Source organism: Rania fehmarnensis (assembly GCF_056494185.1).
This window is the reverse complement of sequence record NZ_CM151398.1, coordinates 9,017,368-9,039,779: the sequence shown is the minus strand read 5'-3', so window position 1 is coordinate 9,039,779 and position 22,412 is coordinate 9,017,368. Positions and strand designations below refer to the sequence as shown.

Here is a 22,412-nt window from a genome sequence, read left to right as displayed (position 1 = left end):
ATCACATCAAAGCTACGGCTGCGCCGCAGCACTCCAAGGAGTCATGCTTCTGGTGGGATGCTCTTGCCGTGTGGATCCAAGGCAGGGGCGTTGGTTTCAGCGTTCAGTCGCTCGCGCAGAGTGCGATCGGTATAATGTTCGAAATGCTCTGCACCATCGTGCAAGAGCCGCTCGGGCAAGCCGGCTTCGGCCGATAAGTATTGCTCCCACAAACGATGCGAACGCACAATGTTTTGGGCGAGCGCCAATCCGCTGCTTGACAATGTTACGTCGCTGGCCAAACGTTCGACCCAGCCATTCCGCAGCAGTCTTCGCAGTGCTAACCAACTTCTCCAACGTGGTACTAGTAGAGTCTGGATCAACTCCTGTAACGGCATCTTGATTGTGCCCTGCGCGTGGTTGCGATACAGTTGACCCAACATGTCTTCGCCGAGAATATGTTGACTGGCTCGCCATTGCTGGACAGCCCGAGAGATCAATCCCTTGCGGACGGCAAACAAGGCTGCACACGCTAACAAGAAACCGGCCGCCACGGCCATCATGCCCGAAGTAGTCGTACTGCCCAAGCCAAACATTGCGGGTAACCATAACGCAGACAAGTGCCCCAGCACTGCCGATAGAATTGCAAAGACGATGCTCAGTCCAATCATCCAACTCAATCGATCCGTACACAACCATGCGGTCACCGGTGGTACAACGAACATTGCCACCACCAAAATATTTCCCACTGACTCAAAGGCGGCCACGCTGGTGATAGCCACTAAACTGGCCAAAGCGTAATGCAAGAGCCGAACGGGAGTTCCTTGAGCCTGCGCTAACTGTGGATCGAACGTGCTGACCTTCAGCGGTCGATAGAACACGACCACAAACAGCAGATTGATCATGGTCACGATGGCCAGGTTGACCACTGCTTGAGGTATGTGCAATGTTTCGTTTTCGGTCAACAGGGCTGTTTCGATGGCGCCGTATAACACGCAGCCTGGATCGAGGTCGACCTTGTCGGCTGCTTGCACGATCATGACCAGGCCGAGCGCAAACAGGAAAGTGAACACTACGCCGATCGCGGCCCCTTCATCAACTTTACCAAACTCCTTGGCCGCTTCGGTCAAGAACACAGTCAGCACGCCCACGATGGCGGCGCCAACAAAGATCATCCAGCCCTGACGCTCGCCGGAGAGGATAAACGCTGCGGCCAGTCCAGGCAGTACGGCATGGCTGATCGCATCGCCCATCAGGCTCATGCGCCGCAATACCAAGAAGTTTCCCAGCAGCGCAGCTGCCACACTGCATAGCGCACCGGTGACCATGATCCAGCCATCAACTTGCCAGGTTAAATTGAACATGCTTGCTCAGCTTACCTCTGCTCATCTTGGCGGAGTGAATCATCCTTGCGCAGTGGATGGGGGCTGGCCGGAATCGAGCCAAAAGTTTCATCGCCGAATGAATTGTCCAATTCCCACAGTAGTTCAGGTGCCAACGAATGCTCGAGATAATCAGCACCTCGATCGGCCTCGCCTTCCGACACAGCTGTTTGATCGATGAAGTATCGTTCTAACAAGCGATGTTCACGCACGACTCGCCTGGCCACCACCAGGCCACGCGGAGTCAGCTGGACATGATCGTCAGGCCGAAACGTTAACAATCCGAGTCGTTCCAACTGCAAGGCTACGCGCCTGATCATGACGCGCGACCAGCCTCGATGTTGAGCGACAATCGCTGCCGCCACAGATTCGCTCGGTCGAATTGGGGGTGCTGACGGAATCTTGCCATCGGCCTCCAGTAGTTCATACAGCGAACGCAGCAAGTGTTGCTGTTGTTGTTGCCGTTGCAAACGAAAATTGCGGGCCAGCTGCCACACCACGCCGCGTTCCCAACCATACAAAAAACTGATCGCGAAAAAGAAGCAGGACACCAGCACAATCGTAGCGCCGCTGGGCAAACGCTCATAACTGGCACTGATCAATGTTCCAATTCCACAACTGACACCGCCGATGGCCGCGCTTGTGACTAGAATCTTATTGAGGTTGTGACTCCAAAAACGCGCCGCAGCTGCTGGCACAATTAACAGGGCAATCACCAGAATCATGCCTACGGCTTGCAAGCCAATAATGGTGACCGTCACCACCAGGCTAACCAGCAGCAGGTCGAGCGCGATCACTGGCCAGCCTTGGCTCTTAGCCAGTTCAATATCGAAGCACAGTATCTTGAGCTCTTTTGCCAAAGCCACGATCACGACTAGTACGACCAGCGCCAGGCCACCCGAGAGTTGTGCGTCCGACAGCGTCATCGAAGCAGCTTTACCATAGATAAAGCTCTCCAAACCCGTGGCATTGCCCAGTCCCATGACGATGCGCGTAATAGCCACACCGGCGCCAAAGAAGACGCTCAGTACAATTCCCAGCGCCGCGTCTTCGCGAATGCGCACCCAATGCCGCAGCATGAGCACGACTAGTCCGCCGAGTGAACCGGTGATCGCTGCACCCACGAGCAGCACTGGTAAACTCTTCTCGATGCCAGTGACAATGCACAACAGAAACGCCAATGCGACTCCGGGCAGAGTGGCATGGCTGATGGCATCGCCCAGCAGCGCTCGCTTCCGCAATAACATGTACACGCCGGTCAAGCCCGAAGCGATCCCCAAGAGCACGGTGCCGCACAAGACCACGCGCGTGTTGTAATCCTGCAAGGTCAGCGCTCGCCACCACCAACTGGCCGGCGCGTCGACTGCAGCCAGCAGGCACAGCCATACAGAGGACAGCAACGATACGGGTAGTGCTGCAGCCATCATGGTGTGGCTCGTGGCTCGCGTCGACGCATGGCTTCGCCCACTTCTTCCAAGAGCGTCAGCTTGCCACCGTAAGTTTTTTGCAGATTCTCTTTGGTGTACACGGTGTCCATCGGTCCCGCTGCAACCAACCGCGTATTGAGTAAAATCAAATGATCAAAGTACTCGGGCACTGTATGCAAGTCGTGATGCACAACGATGATCGTCTTGCCTTGACTCTGCAGGCCACGCATCAATTGCACGATGGCTTTCTCCGTGGCCGCGTCGACTGCAGCAAACGGTTCATCCATCAAATACAAGTCGGCCCGTTGAATTAGCGCCCGCGCCAAGAAAGTGCGTTGCTGCTGGCCACCGGATAGTTGGCTGATTTGACGGTTGGCCAAGTGGTCGATTTCCATTTGAGCCAAAGCCGCCAGAGCCTGCTGGCGTTCGGGTTGTCCGACGCGTTTGAACCAACCCAGTCGACCATAGGTGCCCATCAACACCACATCGAGTGCCGTAGCTGGAAAATCCCAATCTACGCTTTCGCGCTGGGGAACGTAAGCCAGTCGACTGCGACTATGTCGATAAGGGTGACCGAAGATGTGAACTTGCCCAGAGATTCTGGGAATCATATCGACGACCGCCTTCAGCAGCGTACTTTTGCCGGCGCCATTGGGACCCACCAGGCCCACCAGCGAACCGGGCGGCACATCCAGTGTCACATTCCAGAGCACCGGTTTGCGATGATAAGCCACGGTCACATCGCGCACCGACAGCGGTAGCGAGCTGTCGATTAATGAATTCATCGCAAGGCCTTTCTACCACTGAAGCATGGCTTCGATTTGCGCGGCGGAGCCATCGCGCAGCCAGCCGTCCAGCTGAGCTTGCTCTTTGAGCTGTTGTCCACGAACTGTGGGTACCACGATGAATTGACTATCGATCTCGGGCAGCGAGGTCATATCGCCCCACAGCTTTTCAAACTGTGATACCGGGAAGACGTCTTCCTGACCATTCCCCCACCGCTTCTTGACGTCTTTCAAAGTGATATAGGTCGGAATACGCCGGCCCAAATTGCGAATGGCTTTGTCAATGGCTTCGCGATCATCCAGCTGATTGCGAGTCAATCCAAATGCGTCCAACAATCGATCGATGTCGATCCAAGTGGTCATCGAGTTATAAAACGAAAGTTTAAATTCTTCCTCTTCGTTGGGCATGGCCAGGCCTTCGACCAGGCGGATGCGTCCGTCGACTTTGGCCAGGCCGCCACCGCGGTCTTCCAGTCGCCGCGTGATCACTTCGAACGACAGGCAAGCCCCCGAAGCCATATGCAGCCCCAACACAACTGGATCGATCGTGGCGCCCAGCGTATCGATGTTATGTAGCAGCAAGTAACGCAACTGCGGTTGCTCCGAGAGCAACTCGTGCATGACGCCGCTGCGCAGCATGTTGGGAATTTCGTACCAGTGACCGACGGGATGCAAACATTGTTTGGGTAGATTATCGCGATAGTCGCTGGCTTCACCGCAACCGGCAGCCCATTGCAGCAGCGCATTGCGACCGCTTGCACGCATCTTTTCTTGCTGTTCATCGAGCACTTGCTGTGGCATCTCTTCCCAAGCAAAGTGCAGATCGCGCTGCGTGGGAATCATGCGCAGGCCTACGCTCTTGCCAGGCACAACCGCCATGCGACCTGCATAGTCGATATGGGCGAGTGATTGACGAATAGGAGCTTCGGTCAGATAACCGGTGGTAAAGATGTGGGTCGGCGCGCGACCAAACTGTTGACCGACTTTGCGGCTCTTGGCCAGGTGCACTTCTAAGAATGTGCGATGGCGACCACCAAACTTATGGAATGGATGCAAGCCTTTGACTACACCAGCACCTTGCGTCCAACGACTGCCGACACCAGCCGCTAAGGTCACCACGGCCACGCCTCCGGCAGCGATAACATCGGCAGCAGCTTTGGTCAGGCGTTGCGATCCACCGCGGCGGGCATCTTGAATCTCGGATGTCGATACGTCTTGAATATCTGCGGTGCTCGGTAATCGGTTCTGTGATAACCCCAATCTTCCGTTGAGCAAGTCAGTGCGAATCTGTTCATGCGCGATGGGATCAAAGCCTTGGCTGCGCAGCAATTGATCGAGGTCAGCCACCTCCGTGCTGGTCTTCACCGCGCCGGGCAACATGCGATCAAGCAATCGCGCAGCCAGGTCGCCGCTGTGAGGTTGCCGACATAGCTGTCCCACGCGTTCCACCTGACGACGCGTTTGTGGCGAGAGTTGTTGAATGTTCTCGCGCAACCAACGCGGTACCATCAGCGCGTGGTATCCGGTGGGCATCTGATCGTCATGTCGCAGTTGAGCTCGCGTGCCATGATCGTTGATCGCAAAATTGTAGACCACTGGGTCCATGGCAAACGGTAGCGAGCTTTCCAGCTGGCGCTTGGTCTGGAGCATCGTCTCGGCCAACCACTGACTGGCTTCCTCTTTGCATTCTGGCGCGAAGATGAAACCCATGCCACCACCCGCCATACCGCCCAGCATCCAGAAGCCCCAGAAGTCTTCGCCATATCGCTCTTGGCATTGTTGGATCAGCAATTCGGTATAGCGATTGGAACACCAAGGAATGATGCGTTGCAGTGGACCGGTGAAGTTGCGATGCGTTAGCTCGCCGACGCGACGAATGTCTCCTGCTCGCAGCGCTTCGGTGATTTCATCCAGGATCGACATGGCCTCTTGGCGAGCTTCCCATTCCGCTTCACTGCGCAAGAGATACTTCTCAGTGACCATCTCCAGAATCGGACCCACGTTCTGAGCCATACCGCCGTGGACGAGGATCAGGCTGTCCTGCAGAAGTGCGCGCGTCTGCGGACTGACTTCATCGTCGGTAAAGACATGATGGCGCGGTAGCAAACAACCGCGGCTAATGCCAAACTCTGGATCGCTGGCTTCAGCCGGCGCACCTTGAATCAGTTTGATGCCGGGCCACACGCCACCCGAATCTTGCCACCCGCCACCGGAACCACCAATCCATTCACCCAGAATCGCCCGCGCCGCTACGATGCGTCGATCGCTTTCGATCAGCGTACCAGTGAACTGTGAGACCTGGCTGGTCGCCCGCATGCAAACGGCAATGAGAGACCCCAATAAATTAGTACTGACGGCCAGGCGCGAGCCCTTGGGAATATCGTTGACGCGACTAACAACTTCTAATCCCAGGCCGGGTCCGACCAGTTGCGTTAGCAGTTCTTCGATCGGAACATCACAACCTTCCATACCGGGCGGGATCAGACCAGCGGCGATCACTGCTGCTTTTAACAGACCCAAGTAGTCGGCACCGAAATCGTAGACATCGACCAGGCGCGTGATTTCCGCGCAGGCATCCAAATCGAGACTAACCAAACGCAGGACAGGTTGATCGATAACGCGAATGGCCGATTCGATCGGTGGCTGCGGTGACTCATGTCGACCTTGAACTGCCAGGTCGATCGATGCATTGATTACGCGCGCACCTTCCGGGAAATCCATTCCCAAGAAAAAGATGTCACTCCAACCGCTGTGCGAAAAATCCATGCGCACGCTCGTGCGTTCGGCCAGCACGGGAAAACCACCATCAGGACCCGGTGTGAGCAACTCACTGCGAACGCGCAGCGGCAGATCTTGAGGGTGACCCGTGCGAAACATCCATTGATTGCCGCGCACCGTGCGAACACTTCGACGCACCTGGTCGGCTAGTGTTTGAAAGGCCAGGCGATGGTAAGCGCTGGCCAGCGCACTGGAAAGCGTAACGCTGGGACCACTGCGTGATTGCTCACCCAAGAACTCATCGATGGCTTCGTGGAAACGACGTTGCAGCAGACTTTCAAAGCCACCAAAGGGAATCACACCGACTTCGCGACCCGCCAATCGCTCGGGCAAATGAAAGCGATGGATCGAGTACAAAAAGAACAGAGCTCGCACACGTTCGTACAAGTTCTCGCGCTGGCGACGAAATTCATCCAGCTCTTTACATGCGGCTTGCAGTTCGTTGAGCGAACGATCGCGGCACCACGCATCCAGGGGACTATTGCGGACCAGGTCGCTCGATGACGTGATGATGTCGATCAAACTGTGCGGTTGACCAGACGCCTTTTGGCTGTCGGTCGTTGAAGTATCGGCGGAGGAATTCGACTGGACGCTCATTGGTGATTAGCCTTTCGCCAAGAGTTCGACCAGTTCGGTCAAGATACGATCCCGGTCATCGCCCGAAAGCGCGATGGCCAATTGAGCGACCAACAGGCCGTACTTCTCGCCGATGTTGTAGCGTTTGCCATCCAGTTGCGCAGCCAGATATCGTTCCGACTGGGCCAGTTTATCCAGCGAGCTAGACAAGTTGGCAGTCTGGCCGTCGCCTAACTGTCCAATGGCTTTCTCGAGAAGTTCGAAAATTGTAGGCGTCAATACATGCATACCGAACAAGCACAAATAGTGTCCAGCGCGTTGGCCGGCGACGACCAGACGCTGTTCGGCCGTTGTGGGCGTCGGCTTTTCCAGCACCGTGCTGACTTCATAGAGACCGGTTTGCCGCGGTACCGGTGCTCCGCCTACAGCTCCGAAGTAGGCGAGCTGATTTTCACGTGTGGGTTGAATGGCGGATACGGCGCACTGCTCGCGTTGGGCGATCTCGACCAACTGCGCCGCGCAAGATCGACCGTTCTGGCTGACATACAAGTGATCGCTGACCAGGTGCAGAAACGGTTCGCTCTGGGCAAACGGGCGCGCCCGCAGCAAGGCATCTCCATACCCACGCGGCTGATCCTGTTCAAAGAACTTCAGACGCTGTGCATGATCACCGGCAGCATGCAGATAGCGATCAGCCGTGCCGGGGCAAATCACGATTGCGACATCTTCGATGCCCGCTCCGATGATCTCCTCCAGCACCAATTCGAGTGCCGTGCGCGACTGGCCACCCTGGTCTACCACAGTTTGTAAGGGCAGCCGAGCCTGATTCGGACTGGCCGACGTAATGATCGCTTTGGTGATCCGCATATACTGCTAGAATAAAAAGTTGGGCGAAAAATATTTGTGACCTAAGGCTGCCATCAGCCTACTGTCACACCGCAGTCACAATTGTACTTGAAGTTCGCGACGTTTGGCCCAGGCGCAGCGACAGGCCAGCGGAACTCGTCAAGAGTTTCGTAGATAGGTAGCGGAACTCGTCAAGAGTTTCGGAGATATTCATTCAACAACGAGGGTGCGACGAAAGCCTTGACGGCTTCCGCTACGGAACTACATGCGTCCATTGCCAGAACCTGACGAATCGCTCGACGGCGAAGATGACGACCAGGAAGTCGATCTCGCGGAGCCAGAACCGCTAGAGGAAGCGGATACTGCGGAGCAGTTGGAACGCGAACTGGCGACGTCCGAAGCCTCCAATCTGCCGTTTGGTTTTCGCCGAGCCGCCGAGAAAGTGCGAGGTTTTCCCCACAAGCCGGGGGTGTATTTGATGAAAGATACGGCTGGCCGCGTGATCTACGTCGGCAAAGCCAAAAGCCTGCGTAGCCGAGCCGGCAGTTACTTTCTCAAAGCCGCTCAACAAGAAGCCCGCACCTCGCATTGGATCATGGAGATCTGCGATATCGACTTTATGGAATGCGAAAGCGAAGTCGATGCGCTGCTGGCCGAGAGTCGCTTGATCAAAGATATCCAACCCAAATACAACAAGGAACAAAAAGACGATAAGAGCTTTCCCTATTTGATGATCACCACCCGCGAAGATTTTCCGCGCGTCGAAATCACGCGACAGCCGCGCGATTCAGGCGTGAAACTCTACGGACCTTTTGCCAGTGCCGGAGCCTTGCGGGCGGCGGTGCAAGTCATGCAGCGCATCTTCAAGTTCCGAACTTGCTCGTTGGATATCGACGCCGAGGATGCCCGCTGGCGCTGGTTCCGGCCATGTTTGTTGGCTTCGATCAAACAATGTACCGCGCCCTGCAATCTGCGGATCAGCAAAGAAGAGTATCGTCGCGACATCAAACGTTTGCAGACCTTTCTCGATGGCGGTAAGAAGAAGTTGATGGAGCAGTTGCGAGAAGAGATGATCGCGGCATCCAAGGCACTGCAATTTGAAAAAGCAGCCCGCCTGCGCGATGAAGTGCAAATGCTCGAGCGCCTCGATGAACGTGGCCAACTCGATACCCATGCTCAGCCGCAAGTCTTCTACATTGATCCCAAGAAAGGCCTGGCGGGATTGAAGAAGGTGTTGAAGCTGGCCGAAGCGCCGCGCGTGATCGAGGGTGTGGATATCGCGCATCTAGGGGGCAATGAAACCGTTGCCAGTTTGGTGCAGTTCATCGATGGTTTGCCATTTAAACCCGGCTATCGCCGTTACAAGATTCGCGACGTGCAAGGTGTGGATGATTTTCGGAGCATTCACGAAGTGATCTCGCGGCGTTTTCGGCGTTTGAGCGACAATCAAGACACCTTCCCCGATTTGCTGCTGATCGATGGCGGCAAAGGCCAGCTAAACGCAGCCCTGGCGGCCTTTCGCGATCAGCAAATCAAGCCACCCACGTTGCTCTCGCTGGCCAAACGCGAAGAAGAGTTGTATTTGCCTGGGGAAAGTGAACCACTGATACTCAGTCGCCACGCTTTTGCGCTGCGTCTGCTACAGTATGTACGCGATGAGGCGCATCGTTTTGCGCAGCATTATCACCACATACTACGCAGCAAGAGTCAAATGGAATAAACCACGTTGAGCTGGGCTGAACTCTACACAGCGATTCTCAATACGCTCGTGGTCATGGTGGGAGTGATTGCGATTGCGCTGCCGCTGTCTTGCCTGCTGGCTATTTCGATTGTACGCACCAATGTACTTGGCGCTCGCCTGGCATGGTTGGCTTTGTTTAGTCAGCTCTTGGTGCCACTCTACGCGCTGGTAGGAGCGTGGAGCGCGGGTTTTGGCACGCAAGGATGGTGGCCGCTTTCACAAGTAGCGGTAGCGGGCAATCCGCTGGCGGCGTTAGCGGCGGTGGCGTTCATCCATGCCATGGCGGCGATACCAGCCGGTGTGTTGATACTTGCCGCGGGCCTGTATTGGTCGCGGGGCTCGCGCGAAGAGATGGCGCTGCTGGATGGCGGCAAGCGAAACTTGATGCGTCAAGTATTATTGCCAGAGCTTGGCGGTTGGCTAGCGGCTGCCAGTTTGTGGATGATTGTGCCCGTGCTAACCGAGATGGTCGTTACCAATCTCTATCAAGTGCCCACCTTGCCGGAACAAGTCTACCTCGACATCAGCTTGGGGTCAGATACGCCGGTCACTTATGGCGTAGCCGTGCTGTTGTGCGCCCTGCCCTTGGTACTGCTCGCCTGGTGCCTGCGTCGCCAATTGCCCTCGCTATCCAACTTGGCTTCGCATGTGGCCGCGCACCCACCGCAAGTTTTGCAGCTCGGTCGCTGGCGCTGGCCGCTGAGCGGGCTGGTATGGCTGTTGGTGCTGGTCATTGTCGTTGTGCCCTTGGTCAACTTGGTTATCAAAGCCGGCTGGCAATCGCGGTTAGGTAGCGATGGATTGATGCAGCATGCCTGGTCGCCTGGGCGGCTAGCGCTGACGATCCGCGAAACAGCCACGCAGTTTACCAGCGAGTTTCGTTGGTCAGCGACCTTGGCCGCCTCGAGTGCCACGCTGGCGTTGGTGTTGGCCTCAGGCATGCGGACCGCATGCGGATTAACGGGCCAAAGTCGCTGGCGTTGGATTTTCAATGCCGTGTGCCTGGTGCTGATTGCTTGTCCCGGGCCGTTGGTGACGGCCACGCTCATGCAGTTATTCCTGAATGTGCCAGGTCTCAGTTGGTGTTACGACAATACGTTGGCCGCGCCCATCCTCGCCCAGCAATCGCGACTTTTGCCGCTGGCCTGGTTGTTAGTGGGTGGGATCTTATCGAGCGTCAGTCGTCAAGCTTGGGAACTGGCGCAGGTGGATCAACTGTCGGGGTGGCAACGCTGGACAACTCTTATCTGGCGACCCACACGCGGACTATGGCTGTTAGCCTGGTTGCTATTGGCCACGTTGAGCGTTGGCGAATTGAGCACGCACTTGTTACTGCTGCCGCCGGGGGTTACGACCGTCGCCCAGCGTCTGTTCGAACTCTTGCACTTCGGCATGCGCTATCAAGATTCCGGGCTGTGCCTGGCCCTGGTAGGGCTGGGCTGGCTGTTAGCCCTGTTGATGTGGGCCTCACGCAGCAGGTAGGAGTAGGAGTAGGAGTAGGAGTAGGAGTAGGAGTAGGAGTTAGTGGCGCGGTCGGTTGCTGTTGGGACTTACATCAGATGTTGAACACGCGAACTGGCCGCGCGTAACCACTGGGAAGCACATCCAAAAGGGCGACCAGCGTGCCGTCTTCTTCGAGGGCCAACCATCGAGGACCTGCCAGTTCGGGAGAAAATTGATTTACGTGTAAAGTAATTTTCAGTCCATGCCGCAGAGCTTGGGCTTGATCGGCGGTGATGTGAGCACGATGCCAGTTTGGCAAACCCTCCGCAGGCGAAAGGAGTCCCGCCTGTACATCGCTAATTGCGTAGAGATCGTCCAGCGGTATGGCCTGCGAAAGGTGAAAGGGTCCAATCGCCGTTCGCTCTAGCTCGGTCATGATGGCAAAGTTATCGAACTCCGCAGCAATATCGCGGCCGATTGAGCGGACGTAGGTCCCACTGCCGCAGTGGATATCCAGCGTCCAGTGTGGATATTGATAATGGGTAACTGATAATGCATGGATGGCAACGGGTCGGGCTTCGGGTTCAAATTCAGTCCCGCGCCGCGCCAGGTCGTAGGCGCGTTTGCCTTTGATCTTGATAGCCGAATAACGCGGTGGTCGCTGCAGAACCTCGGGGCCTGTCCAGCGCTCCAAGGCCGCCTCCACAGCGGAACTTGACGGCGAAGTGAGGTCGGTGTGCAAGGTGATTTCGCCTTCGCGGTCCAGCGTGTCGCTGCTCTTGCCAAACTCGAAATCAGCCAGGTAGCGTTTGTCCAGTTCATGATACTGCTCGGTTAACTTGGTGGCTTCCCCGATGCACACCAGCAACACACCCGTGGCCAAAGGGTCGAGCGTGCCGGCGTGCCCGACCTTCACCTGCTTGTCGCCAATGGCTCGCTGCACATGGTTGACGCAATCACGACTGGAAATTCCCGCAGGCTTGTTAACGACCAGTAAACCGGACAGCACGATATCGATAGTTTCCGTTAGGGATGGAAAGCACAGAGAGCCTCTGGGCAAAATGGTAACTTATCACCCCAGCTTTTGTTAAGATGAAAAGAAACACGTAGCGGAATGCGTCAAGCCTTTCGGCCCGTAGCGGAATGCGTCAAGCATTCCGAGGTTGCCCGCTGCGGAATGCGTCCAATATTTCGAAATGCTTGACGCATTCCGCTACCGGCTCTCCGCTAAAACATTCTACCTACCCATTTCTGAGAGATATCGACGAGGTCAATCATGTTCAACAGATGGCGATCGCTCGCCATAGGCCTTGTCTGTCTGGCAATCGCTCTGACCATCGGTCCGATCGTTACTGCCCAAGACACTTCGATGCGACAGATCAAGATCAAGTTGGTCGATCAACAGAATGCACCGATCGCCGATGGCCTGGCAGCTGTGACCTTCTCTGCGGCGCGCGGATCGCCAGAGGCCGCTGGTGATGCTCAGCCCGCGGAGGATTCAAGATTCAGGCCTCAGGTCGTGATGGCTACCACCGATGCCCAAGGCGCGGCCGTGCTGGAGGTTCCGGTAACGGACGAAGTGCTGCGCGATCGATCGCTACCGGTTACGGTGTGGAAATCCGGCTACGCCATGGGCGTGGTGCCCGTATCGCGCGCGGCCACCATTCAACTCAGTCGCCCTAAACGGCAAGCCATCCGTGTTGTCGATAGCCTGGGTGAGCCAGTTGCAGAGGCGACCATCAGCCTGAGTGGTCCACAACCGTTGACCGCCCGTTCCGACTGGCAGGCAGAGCATGTCGTCACGACAGATGCACTGGGCATGGCCAGTATGCCACGCCACTCGCATGGCCTGGGCGTAAAGATTACGGATCGCGCTGGGAAAGAATTTATGGCGCATATACCCCAGTCCGATAAGGCCATGGGAGTAACGCGTGACCCGGCTGATTTGGTCATCTTTCGCTTGCCAGCGCTGGGACGCATCACTGGCAAATTTCCGGCGCACCTGGCCAAGCAGTTCAAGCCCCAAGTATCTATGACCGAGGCTGACCGCACGATGTACGCTGTTGATCAACAGGCCCACGCCGCGCTAAAACTTCAGGTTGAAGAAGACGGTTCTTTTCAGATTGACAATGTGCCGGCGGGCGAAGGTTGGTGTTTTCTGAACTATCAAGGTTTCTATGGTTTCAAAGACGAGTTTCCGACGCAGTTGGCTGCACCGACTGCTATCCAAGTAACAGCTGGCGAAACTGTTCAAGTTGAATTTGCATCCAAACCGGCTGCACTCGTCAAAGGCTCAGTTCAATCCGATAGCGGCCCGGCCGACCTGAGTAGCGTGCAGATTCGGCTGATAGCGCAGAGCCAGACTAATTCGCAATACATTGGTTTTGGAGCGGTGGCTCAATGCGATGCTGAGGGCAATTATCAGTTGCCCGCTATCTCGGGTACTTATCGCGTGCTCATGCGGAGTGATGCCGACGCGCGGTCCATGGAATCTTTCTGGACAACTTCAGCGAATCCACAGTTGGAGATCGGGCCGGGCGCAGCCACCGTAACTGTCGATCCGATCACCGCTCATCGTATGCGACCTTATCCGGTCGAGGTTGCCGAGTTTGGACCAGAGCGCATCATCACGTCGGCCGAGCCACCCATGAGTCTCAACATAACGTGCGCCGATCGCAGCTTTGGATCAGGCGAGTTGGCCGTCGATGGTCGCGGCCTGGCATTCATGCGCCAGGATGCGATCGTCCAAGAAATTCGGCTGACACGTGAATTTGGTTCGCGCATCTATAGCCGCATGATAGACACCGATCCTAGTGATAAGTTTCAATTGCAGTTTGATACGCAAACTAAAGGCATCGAATGCAATGTGCGTTTTCAAGGTCGCGTGATCGATCCGGACGGTCAGCCTATCACGGACCAGGCTATGCGACTCACCCTGAGCTACGAGGCTGCCGAAGCCAATGACCGCATGCCATTTCCTTTTCAACAGCGGGTGGCTGCTGAAGTGACCAGTGATGCCAGCGGCGTGATCAACCTGGTTCCATCGCAAGTGTTTCGGGCATTCACGCTCCCCAACGAATTAGCCAATACGAAATTGAAGTTCCTATTCAGTCTTGAACCTGTGGGTGGTGACGGGCAAACGGCCAGCCGCGTTGAAGCGGTGACGCAGCTCAATCAGTGGGATCAGCCCACCATAACTTTCCCGGACCTCGTTCTTCCCAGGCCTCATCCGGCTCAACAACTAAGCGGGCGGTTGGTCGACGATCGCTCTCAGCCCTTGGCTGGTCGCATGGTCTGGCTCTCTCAAGCGCGCTCGGTGCGGCGTGCCATCACCAATCAACAAGGAGAGTTCGCCTTTGATGAAGTCAACGGTTCGTCCTGGTTGCTGTGCGAGGAGGGCTGGACGGTCAAGCGTATTACAGACTTCACTCACCCGGTAGAGTTAGGACCCCAGGCGCCCAATCAAGCGACCGGTGACCCTGCCCCGTGGCAACGAGATGAATTGCCCGAGCGACGCAAGCTGGCCAAGACGATTATCGACGGCTTGGGCAAGCTGGCCTTGCCGGTTCGGTCGCCCATGTTGCCGGAGGCGGCGTTCTTGGAACCGGATAAATTTTATAATGAACTATTGAATAATGATCGCCGCGGCAACGATGCGCTTCGGTTGGAATTTATGCAATTCTGGGGCGGCTTGGAGGATGAAAAATTGCAGCGTCTGGCCGGCGCTATGCAGAGTGATGAAGCCCGAGCTCAAGTGCTGTGGCGTTTGGCGAAACGACATCCCAGCCAGGCCGCTTTTGAAAAGGTTATGCAGACCATTCCTTTGCCTGTGCAGAATGGCAATCGACTACCGCTAGCCCTCGGCGGGTTAACGGAGTTTCGAGGGCAAAATTATCTGATTGCCAGTGTCGCGCTGGAATTGTATCGCTTGGGAGCCTTGGCCCCGTATCGAGACAAGCTGCAAGAGTTTATCTCGATCACGCAGACGCAGATGGACCGGTTGGCCAACGGTCGCGAGATGCCCATGCCCTCGGGATTGATACTGTGCCGAGCTCTGCTGGACCCGCAGAGTTTTGCCGATGAAGTCTTGGCCAATTTACAGGTAACTGAGCGGGATATGACGCCGCAAGAGCGAATGGGGATTTCCAGTTCGACGATGATGTTGCTACGACTAGCACCTGGCAGCATCGATGAACTACCCAGCACTCGGATGATGTTCACCGACGATCTAATGTTGGAGTTGGGGCGTTTAGCGCCGCATGAAGCTCTGCGGGCTCTCGAGAAAAATCCTCTGCGGCAGGATCTGTTGCGTTGGTTAGTATTAGGCGCCCTGGTCGAACATCGCCCTGATGCGGAACAGATTTTCAAAGATGCTCATGTCCGCTTGATTGCGGCCACGAGCCTCCCAGGATATGCCATGCGTTCGGCCAGTCGGACTCCAGATTTTCATTGGGTGGCCTATGCGAATAAAGTCTCTCCTCAGCTGGGCCAGCAAGCCGCCTGGCAATTGGCCCTGGAAATCCTACGAAGTGCGCGCACCGATGCAGCCAATAGCATACTGCCTATCGTCTCGCCTCGCGAAACGCAAAGTCTTGACATGGCTTACGCGATTCGCCACACCTATCCCGAACTGACACGCGAGATCGTCTCGCAAGAGGTGCCGCGCTTGATGGAACAAATTCGGGCCGACGCAGCTCGTCCCTACTCGCGCGGATTCGACCTGAGCGCCGCCAGTTATCTTCAGCCACAAACAGTGGTCCAGCTCATTGAGCACTTAGACGAACAACTCGCAGCCGAGCTAAAGAACGCACCCGCCAATCGACCGCCCTATAGCAAGATGCAAGGCCTGGCGGCGATGAAGCTCTCATGTCTCAAAGGCCTCTTGATGGAAGAACTAACCCGAGAAGACTTTTGAGAGTAAGGAGTAGTAGAGTAAGGAGTAGTAGAGTAAGGAGTAGGGGTGAGGCTACCTCGTTTAACCCGTAGCCGAAGGCGAGGCGCACCCTCTAACCACTCTCTGCCTAACTCTGAAGCCGCGATTGGTTAGAGGGTGCGCCTCGCCTAGCGGCTACGGGTTAAACGAGATAGCCTTACACCTTACGCGGCTGCTTGTTTCCGGCCGAGCGTTCTGTGCCCGATTGCATTCCGAAACGCAGCGAAGACGCGCTGCATTTGCGAAGCTTTGTAGGGGAACAGGTCCACTGGGTCCATCGAGTGCACGACCGCTCCGCTATCGACTTCGAAAACGACTAGTTCACCGCTGGTCGTCTCTGCGCAGTCGATCGAATAGTAGTCCAGTTCCAGATGCTGGTCGATGGCCCGCAGGGCTCCGCGATGTTGGCGCGCGAAACGCTGATCAAAGCTGCCCATGAATTGAGCTTCTTCCCAGCGATTGTCGGCGCTGCTGAGCATATCGGCATTCAAGTAGTGCACCATCCAGCGCGTTGATACGGCCATGTGCGCAGCCATGGGCTGGCCGTCGATGACAACCACGCGATACTTGCGATATTTGCCATCCACGCCCCGATAGTCGATGAAGGGCGCCACAAAAAATTCGGGGCTAGGATCGAGTTGTAAACAGTCGACCAGCGCTTGAGCGTCGTCGACCTTGGTCATGCCGTGACCCGCATGGCTGTCGATGGGTCGAATAATCAGAGGGAATAAATCCGAAGGCGAATCGGCAAAGTGAACCAGGCCTTCCACTTCATCGCGCTGCATGCGGACGGTGCGGCTAGGTATAACACCGGGCAACCCTTCCAGCAGCGCGGCCACGCGATCGCGGGCTAGTCGCGAGATGGCGTGCGGGCGATTCAGGAAGGGATGCGGCCAATGCTGCATTACGTCATCCAGGCCTTGCAGCAGAGCGTCGTTGGCATCCGATTGGCACACGGCAACAAATGCCACATCATGTTCGGGCAGTTGCTCTGGAGCGGGCAGTCCGGTACCTAAATACAATAGTTCCAGCGCGATCTCAGAATCTTCGACCAAGAATTCCAGCGGCGTATTGTCCATGATGATCCCTGGGCCCATGATGGCCAACAACCGTGTCGCGGGCGCGGCCGGATTGCCCTGAAGCCGATAATGCTGACACATGCTGAGGGCTTGAGCTTGCAATTGCATGGCCAACTCGGTTTGGCCGCGAATCTGCAAAATAGTTGACATATCAAGTATCGCGCCGGCATCTTCGCCGCTCTTGGCGATACGACTGGACAACTCAGCTGCCAGTTGGCTCAAGTCATCGCCCGCAAAGGCGAGGTGCATGATTCGCGAAAGTCCAAGGATCGTTTGTGGCTGGGACATTAAATTCGAGCCCATTGTATTGGTCGGTTGAATTTGCATGGTAGCCACCGTCGCCAGACGGTGGATTCAGTTGCCGTTGAAATCCACCGCATGGCAGCGGTGGCTACAAAAAGTTTTTGTGAATTAGGAGCTGGTGATACGTCTTCCACAGGCCAGCACGGTATCGATCAAGCGATCGACATCCGCTTCGGTGGCTCGGTGGTTGAAAATGGCGGCGCGAATAGCAATACGACCGTCGACGGTGGTGCTCGAGGGTGCCGCCAGGCCTGACTCTTGCACTTGGACTACGATCTCGGCATTGACTCGATCGGAGTCGCCCGCGGTATAGCGAAAGCAGACAATGTTCAGCGTAACCTCGGCCGCCAATTCCAGCTCGTCAGTGCCTGCGATGCGCGTGCCCAGGTACTGGGCCAATTGGCAGGTGTGGTCCATCATGCGGCCCAAGCGCTGCGCGCCGTAGACTTGCAGCGTGAACCAAACCTTCAAGGCTTTGAAACTACGCGACAAATCGGGTCCATAATCGCAGGGCCAGAGAGCACCGGCGGCCATGCCACGCGTCTCGCGGCGCAGGTAAGCGGCTGGAGCTGCGAAGGTATCGTAGTGCACATTACCATGCCTGACCAACAAGAAACCTGCATCGTAGGGAGTCTGGGCCCACTTGTGAAAGTCCAGCGCGATCGAGTCAGCCAGCTCGATTCCCTTCAGCTTGGCAGCAATAGTCGGCGAGAATTTTCCCAGTGCCCCACACGCTCCGTCGACGTGAAACCAGAGTCGCTCGCTCTGGGCAATCGTGGCCACGGCTTGCAGATCATCGATGGCACCGACATCGACGGTACCCGAAGTTGCGACGACACACAGCGGATGTTTGCCGGCAGCGCGATCTTCGGCAATCGCTTGGGCCAGCGTCTGGATATCCATGCGATGCTGGTGATCAACCGGTATCTTGCGCAGTGCGCGCGTTCCCAATCCCGCCAGGTCGACAGCGCGATCGATGCAGCCGTGGGCATCGACGGAGGCATAGACTGTCAGCAATTGTTCAGACGCCTGCAGTCCGTGTGTACGCACGGCACTGCCCAAGTGATGAAAGCGAGCGATCCAGATGGCCATCAAATTGGCCATCGACGATCCGGTCACGAACAGCCCTGTGGCCGACTCAGGAAATTCAAAGAGCTCGCGCATCCAGCGTACGACTTGCGCTTCGACCACGATCGGAATCTGATCACGGCCACCCAGATTGGCATTTAATCCTCCGGCCAACATCTCGGCCAGCATGCCCACTACCGATCCACCTCCCTGCACCCAACCCATAAAGCCGGGGTGCACATTGCCAATCGCATAAGGCAGGATGTGCTGTTGAAAAGTAGCATAAGCTGAATCGAGCGATTTACCATGTTGCGGCAACGCTTGACGAAAGGCAGCGCTGGCCTCCGGTGGTGCGGGCTGCCACACGGGCCGTTGCCGGACATCCGCTAGATAGTCCAGCATGTCGTCCAACATGCGATGACTCTGAGCGCGGACCGCTTGCCAATCGCTCGGATCTAATGTGGGTTCGTCATCAAACACAAATGGAAGTTTCAGGAGCGGTAGGGTTAGAAGCGAGAGGGGAAGTGGAGAGGACCTTTCGCGGAGCGAAAGGAGACATTAGGCACTGCGGACCAATCGACCTGGGTGCTCTCGGCGGTAGCCTTGCAGGCACTCGCTGAAGAAGATCTCGGCGCTTTCGGACCAGGTGTAGGGGCGGACGTGCGTGCGATCGGTCGCGGCTACAGAACTCGTCAGCAACTGTACCAGCGAGCTAGGACGCGCCAGGTCAAAGTACTCGCAACTGTTGCCGCCGACTTCGCGATGAATGGGCGTGTCACTGGCCAGAGTTCGCGCACCGTGCCACAGCGATTCCACAATCGGCAATCCAAAGCCTTCAGTGATCGATGGAAAGATCACCCCACGGCACTGGCGGTAACAGTATTGCAACTCGGCATCGTTCAGATCATGAAACGTAAACAGCTGGCGACCCAGGAGTGGATGATGCGCGATGCGTTGCATGATGTCATCACAGCGGCCACCTACGCGACCCACCAGGCACAGCTTGGGTAAAGCGGTTCCCGCCTTGGCCTCGGGCAACATCCGCGTCCAGCAGAGATCAAAAGCATCCAACAAGTAGCGATGATTCTTGCGTGGGTCGAAAGCAGCCACGGTCAAATACGGACTTTCTTGAGCAGGATCTTCGAACAGCTGCTTGAGCTCGTGGCGTACGGCGGTGGGCTGGGACTCGGCTGGGAATTCAGCACCCAGAGGGAAGTCAACTATGGCTTGGCAGTAGTCTTGGCCTGGCAATAGTTTGGGCAGCGTTTCTTCCAGTTGATGGCGCACGGTTTCCGATATGGCCAGAATCATATCCGCGTGAGTGGCGACTTGTTTGAGATACTCTTCGAAACGCCGCGTGCGCCGCTGACCGACAAATTGTGGATGGGTCAACGGGATCAAGTCGTAAACGACTACAGCCGCGAATGCGCCTCTGGCTCGCGCCTTGGCCACCGCTGGCCAAATTTCCTTCCGCGCCCAATAAGCATCAGGCAGGATCAGCAAGTCGCCTTGGCCAGGTTCAATGCGTTCTGCTTGAGAGCACATCTTTCGCATTTGGTGTTTATACCAGTAGCGATACGGCAGTTTGAACATGCCCATGTGACCACGCTGCGGCAACAGCCAATGGCGCAGGCGGTCCGATTGAAAACGATTGACGAGGCTTTCGGTCAGCGCGCGATAGCCGCGCGGCAGCGCGCCCAGGATGTCGCTCTGCGTATCGAGCACGCGCTTCAAACGCGAATCTTGGCCGGGATCAATATGAAAGAACTGTTCGTTCAGACTCATCAAGGTGGAGCAGGTCGTGCCGCTGGCCGCACAGAGCTGTTGGCAGTGAGTCAGCACGTTACGTACGACGCGCTCGATTCCCGAACGGCGGCTGGAACCCAGTGTGTAAGTAGCGTCGATGAGCACGCGCTCAGGCAAAGATTGCATCGCGCGCAACTCTTCGAGGTGGCGCAGCGCCAGCCGGCTGCGCTGTGGACGCGAAGGGTCCATAGCACTTGGCGATGTATTCAAGGTTCGTTCGAGGTTACGGGCGCTCGACCGAAACTGGCTCGACATGTAGAGAGTCCTTTCTCACGCCTGCCGACTTCCGAGTTGTCTAGGCAGGAAAAGTCCGCTTTCAGATGGCCATCTTAGCTGCTTTGCCCAAACTGGCGAATAGCAGTTTTTTGCAGGTTTGCTTTCAAAACTGGTCCATCTTGGTGTTGTTGGCGTGCAGTGCGATATCCTGGGGGCCCAGCGAGTGAAGATACACAGGCTGGAAGCCTATGCCACAGCTACGCGGGTTCCCATTTTTGTGCATTGCGGGTACATTCACGCAGCTCAGGCCTTTTTCCCATCGGCAGTCTGCATACGAAAAATCTTATGAATCGCCAGTACATTTTCACAATGGAGTCGATGACCAAGAAACATGGTCAGAAGGAAGTTCTCAAGGACATTTGGCTATCATTTTACCCGGGTGCTAAGATTGGCGTTCTGGGTGCCAACGGGGCGGGTAAAAGCACCTTGTTGCGGATCATGGCTGGCCAGGACAAAGACTTCGATGGCGAAGCCCGTTTGACATCCGGGTTTACGGCAGGCTACCTGTCGCAGGAACCGCAATTGGATCCGACCAAGGACGTGCAAGGCAACGTCAACGATGCGGTGGCCACTCGCCGAGCCGTGCTGGATCGCTATAACGAGATATCGGAACAGTTGGGCGTGGTGACCGACGACGCCAAATTGCAGAAGCTCTACGACGAGATGGCTCGCCTGCAGGATATTATCGACCACAACAATTTGTGGGAACTGGATCGACAGATTGAAGTGGCCATGACGGTCATGAATCTGCCAGCCGGTGATGCTGATGTCACCACGTTATCAGGCGGTGAACGTCGCCGCGTCGCGCTGTGCAAACTGCTGATTGAACAACCCGATTTGCTGCTGTTGGATGAACCAACCAACCACTTGGACGCCGAAGCCATCAACTGGCTGGAACAGCATCTGGCTCATTATCCTGGCACGGTGGTCGCGGTTACGCACGATCGCTATTTCTTGGACAACGTGGCTCAGTGGATTCTGGAACTGGATCGTGGCCAGGGTTTCCCCTTCGAAGGCAATTACTCAGCCTGGCTGGAGCAAAAGCAAGCTCGCCTGGAGCGCGAACAGAAGGGGCAAGTCAGTCGTCAGAAGACGTTGGCTCGCGAGCTGGAGTGGATTCGTTCATCGCCCAAGGCCCGGCAAGCCAAAAGTAAAGCGCGTATCACTTCGTATGAAAAGTTGGCTGCGGAGCAATTCGAAGATCGACCAGACGAGCTCGAACTGCAGATTCCACCCGGCAAGCACTTGGGTGAATTGGTGATCGAAGCCGATAATATCAGCAAGGCTTTTGGCGATCGCGTCTTGATCGATAACTTGACATTCCGTTTGCCGGCCGGTGGCATCGTCGGTGTGATTGGTCCCAACGGGGCTGGTAAAACCACGCTCTTCCGCATGTTCATGGGCGAAGAAAAACCGGACACCGGTGAGTTGCGTGTCGGTCCAACAGTGGAAATGGGGTACGTCGATCAAAACCGCGACGCCCTCGATCCCGACAAAACCGTGTATCAAGAGATCAGCGGTGGGAGCGACGTGTTGGAAATGGGTGGCAAGAAATTGCACGCGCGGGGTTATGTTTCGAAGTTCAACTTCCGCGGACCCGATCAAGAAAAGAAAGTCGGCAAACTATCCGGCGGTGAACGCAATCGCGTACACCTGGCCAAACTCTTGCGCCGTGGCTCTAACGTCTTGCTGCTGGACGAACCGACCAACGACTTGGACGTCGATACCTTGCGCGCTTTGGAAGAAGGCATTCAAAACTACGCAGGTTGCGTGGTCGTGATCTCCCACGATCGTTGGTTCCTGGACCGACTGGCCACACACATCCTCGCCTTTGAAGGCGACGGTTACGTCCACTGGTGCGAAGGTAACTTTGCTACCTACGAAGCTCAACGGGCTGAACGCTTAGGCATCAATCCCGAAGAACCAAAACGCTTCCGCTATAAGAAGCTGCAGGCTTAAACGGAATTCAGTTAGCGTTGGGTGGCACTGG

Annotated in this window: 13 protein-coding genes; 4 read left to right on the top strand and 9 right to left on the bottom strand. The window is 56.3% G+C overall.

Annotated elements, in window-relative coordinates; translation table 11 throughout:
* Nucleotides 1–41: 41 nt before the first annotated feature.
* The 5 genes from SH573x_RS30505 to SH573x_RS30485 are packed head-to-tail and all read right to left on the bottom strand — an operon-like array spanning nt 42 to nt 7,794.
* Nucleotides 42–1,343 (bottom strand): metal ABC transporter permease, encoded by a 1,302-nt coding sequence (locus SH573x_RS30505; protein WP_479352019.1) that lies wholly within the window; start codon nt 1,341–1,343, stop codon nt 42–44.
* 11 nt (nt 1,344–1,354) lie between these two features.
* Entirely contained in the window at nt 1,355–2,788 is a 1,434-nt protein-coding gene (locus SH573x_RS30500; RefSeq protein WP_479352018.1) for a metal ABC transporter permease, read from the bottom strand.
* Nucleotides 2,785–3,573: a metal ABC transporter ATP-binding protein gene (locus SH573x_RS30495; protein WP_479352017.1), complete on the bottom strand. Its 789-nt coding sequence runs from the start codon at nt 3,571–3,573 to the stop codon at nt 2,785–2,787. The genes SH573x_RS30500 and SH573x_RS30495 overlap by 4 nt, the downstream gene beginning before the upstream one ends.
* A 12-nt stretch (nt 3,574–3,585) precedes the next feature.
* Nucleotides 3,586–6,948, bottom strand: a complete 3,363-nt coding sequence (locus SH573x_RS30490; protein ID WP_479352016.1) for a UTP--glucose-1-phosphate uridylyltransferase — start codon at nt 6,946–6,948, stop codon at nt 3,586–3,588.
* 6 nt (nt 6,949–6,954) lie between these two features.
* Nucleotides 6,955–7,794 (bottom strand): sugar phosphate nucleotidyltransferase, encoded by an 840-nt coding sequence (locus tag SH573x_RS30485; protein ID WP_479352015.1) that lies wholly within the window; start codon nt 7,792–7,794, stop codon nt 6,955–6,957.
* Nucleotides 7,795–8,038: 244 nt separating this feature from the next.
* Here SH573x_RS30485 and SH573x_RS30480 point away from each other — a divergent pair, with 244 nt between their 5' ends.
* Nucleotides 8,039–9,493 carry an excinuclease ABC subunit UvrC gene (locus tag SH573x_RS30480; RefSeq protein WP_479352014.1) on the top strand — a complete coding sequence of 485 codons (1,455 nt, stop codon included), beginning with the start codon at nt 8,039–8,041 and terminating at the stop codon, nt 9,491–9,493.
* A 6-nt stretch (nt 9,494–9,499) separates the two neighbouring features.
* Complete coding sequence (locus SH573x_RS30475) at nt 9,500–10,996, top strand: ABC transporter permease family protein (RefSeq protein WP_479352013.1); 1,497 nt, start codon at nt 9,500–9,502, stop codon at nt 10,994–10,996.
* Nucleotides 10,997–11,069: 73 nt separating this feature from the next.
* Here SH573x_RS30475 and truB read toward each other — a convergent pair whose 3' ends face one another.
* Nucleotides 11,070–12,017 carry a tRNA pseudouridine(55) synthase TruB gene (truB, locus tag SH573x_RS30470; protein ID WP_479352012.1) on the bottom strand — a complete coding sequence of 316 codons (948 nt, stop codon included), beginning with the start codon at nt 12,015–12,017 and terminating at the stop codon, nt 11,070–11,072.
* A 216-nt stretch (nt 12,018–12,233) separates the two neighbouring features.
* On the opposite strand from truB, the gene SH573x_RS30465 reads away from it, so the two are divergent.
* Nucleotides 12,234–15,872, top strand: coding sequence for a hypothetical protein (locus SH573x_RS30465; RefSeq protein WP_479352011.1), 3,639 nt, complete (start codon nt 12,234–12,236; stop codon nt 15,870–15,872).
* A 182-nt stretch (nt 15,873–16,054) separates the two neighbouring features.
* On the opposite strand, the gene SH573x_RS30460 is transcribed toward SH573x_RS30465, so the two are convergent.
* The 3 genes from SH573x_RS30460 to SH573x_RS30450 form a co-directional block, all read right to left on the bottom strand.
* Nucleotides 16,055–17,257, bottom strand: a complete 1,203-nt coding sequence (locus tag SH573x_RS30460; RefSeq protein ID WP_479352010.1) for an ATP-grasp domain-containing protein — start codon at nt 17,255–17,257, stop codon at nt 16,055–16,057.
* Between the two features lie 123 nt (nt 17,258–17,380).
* Complete coding sequence (locus SH573x_RS30455; protein ID WP_479352009.1) at nt 17,381–18,820, bottom strand: pyridoxal phosphate-dependent decarboxylase family protein; 1,440 nt, start codon at nt 18,818–18,820, stop codon at nt 17,381–17,383.
* A gap of 78 nt (nt 18,821–18,898) precedes the next feature.
* Entirely contained in the window at nt 18,899–20,335 is a 1,437-nt protein-coding gene (locus SH573x_RS30450; RefSeq protein WP_479352008.1) for a glycosyltransferase family 4 protein, read from the bottom strand.
* 372 nt (nt 20,336–20,707) lie between these two features.
* Here SH573x_RS30450 and ettA point away from each other — a divergent pair, with 372 nt between their 5' ends.
* Nucleotides 20,708–22,381 (top strand): energy-dependent translational throttle protein EttA, encoded by a 1,674-nt coding sequence (ettA, locus tag SH573x_RS30445; protein WP_479352007.1) that lies wholly within the window; start codon nt 20,708–20,710, stop codon nt 22,379–22,381.
* Nucleotides 22,382–22,412 lie beyond the last annotated feature (31 nt).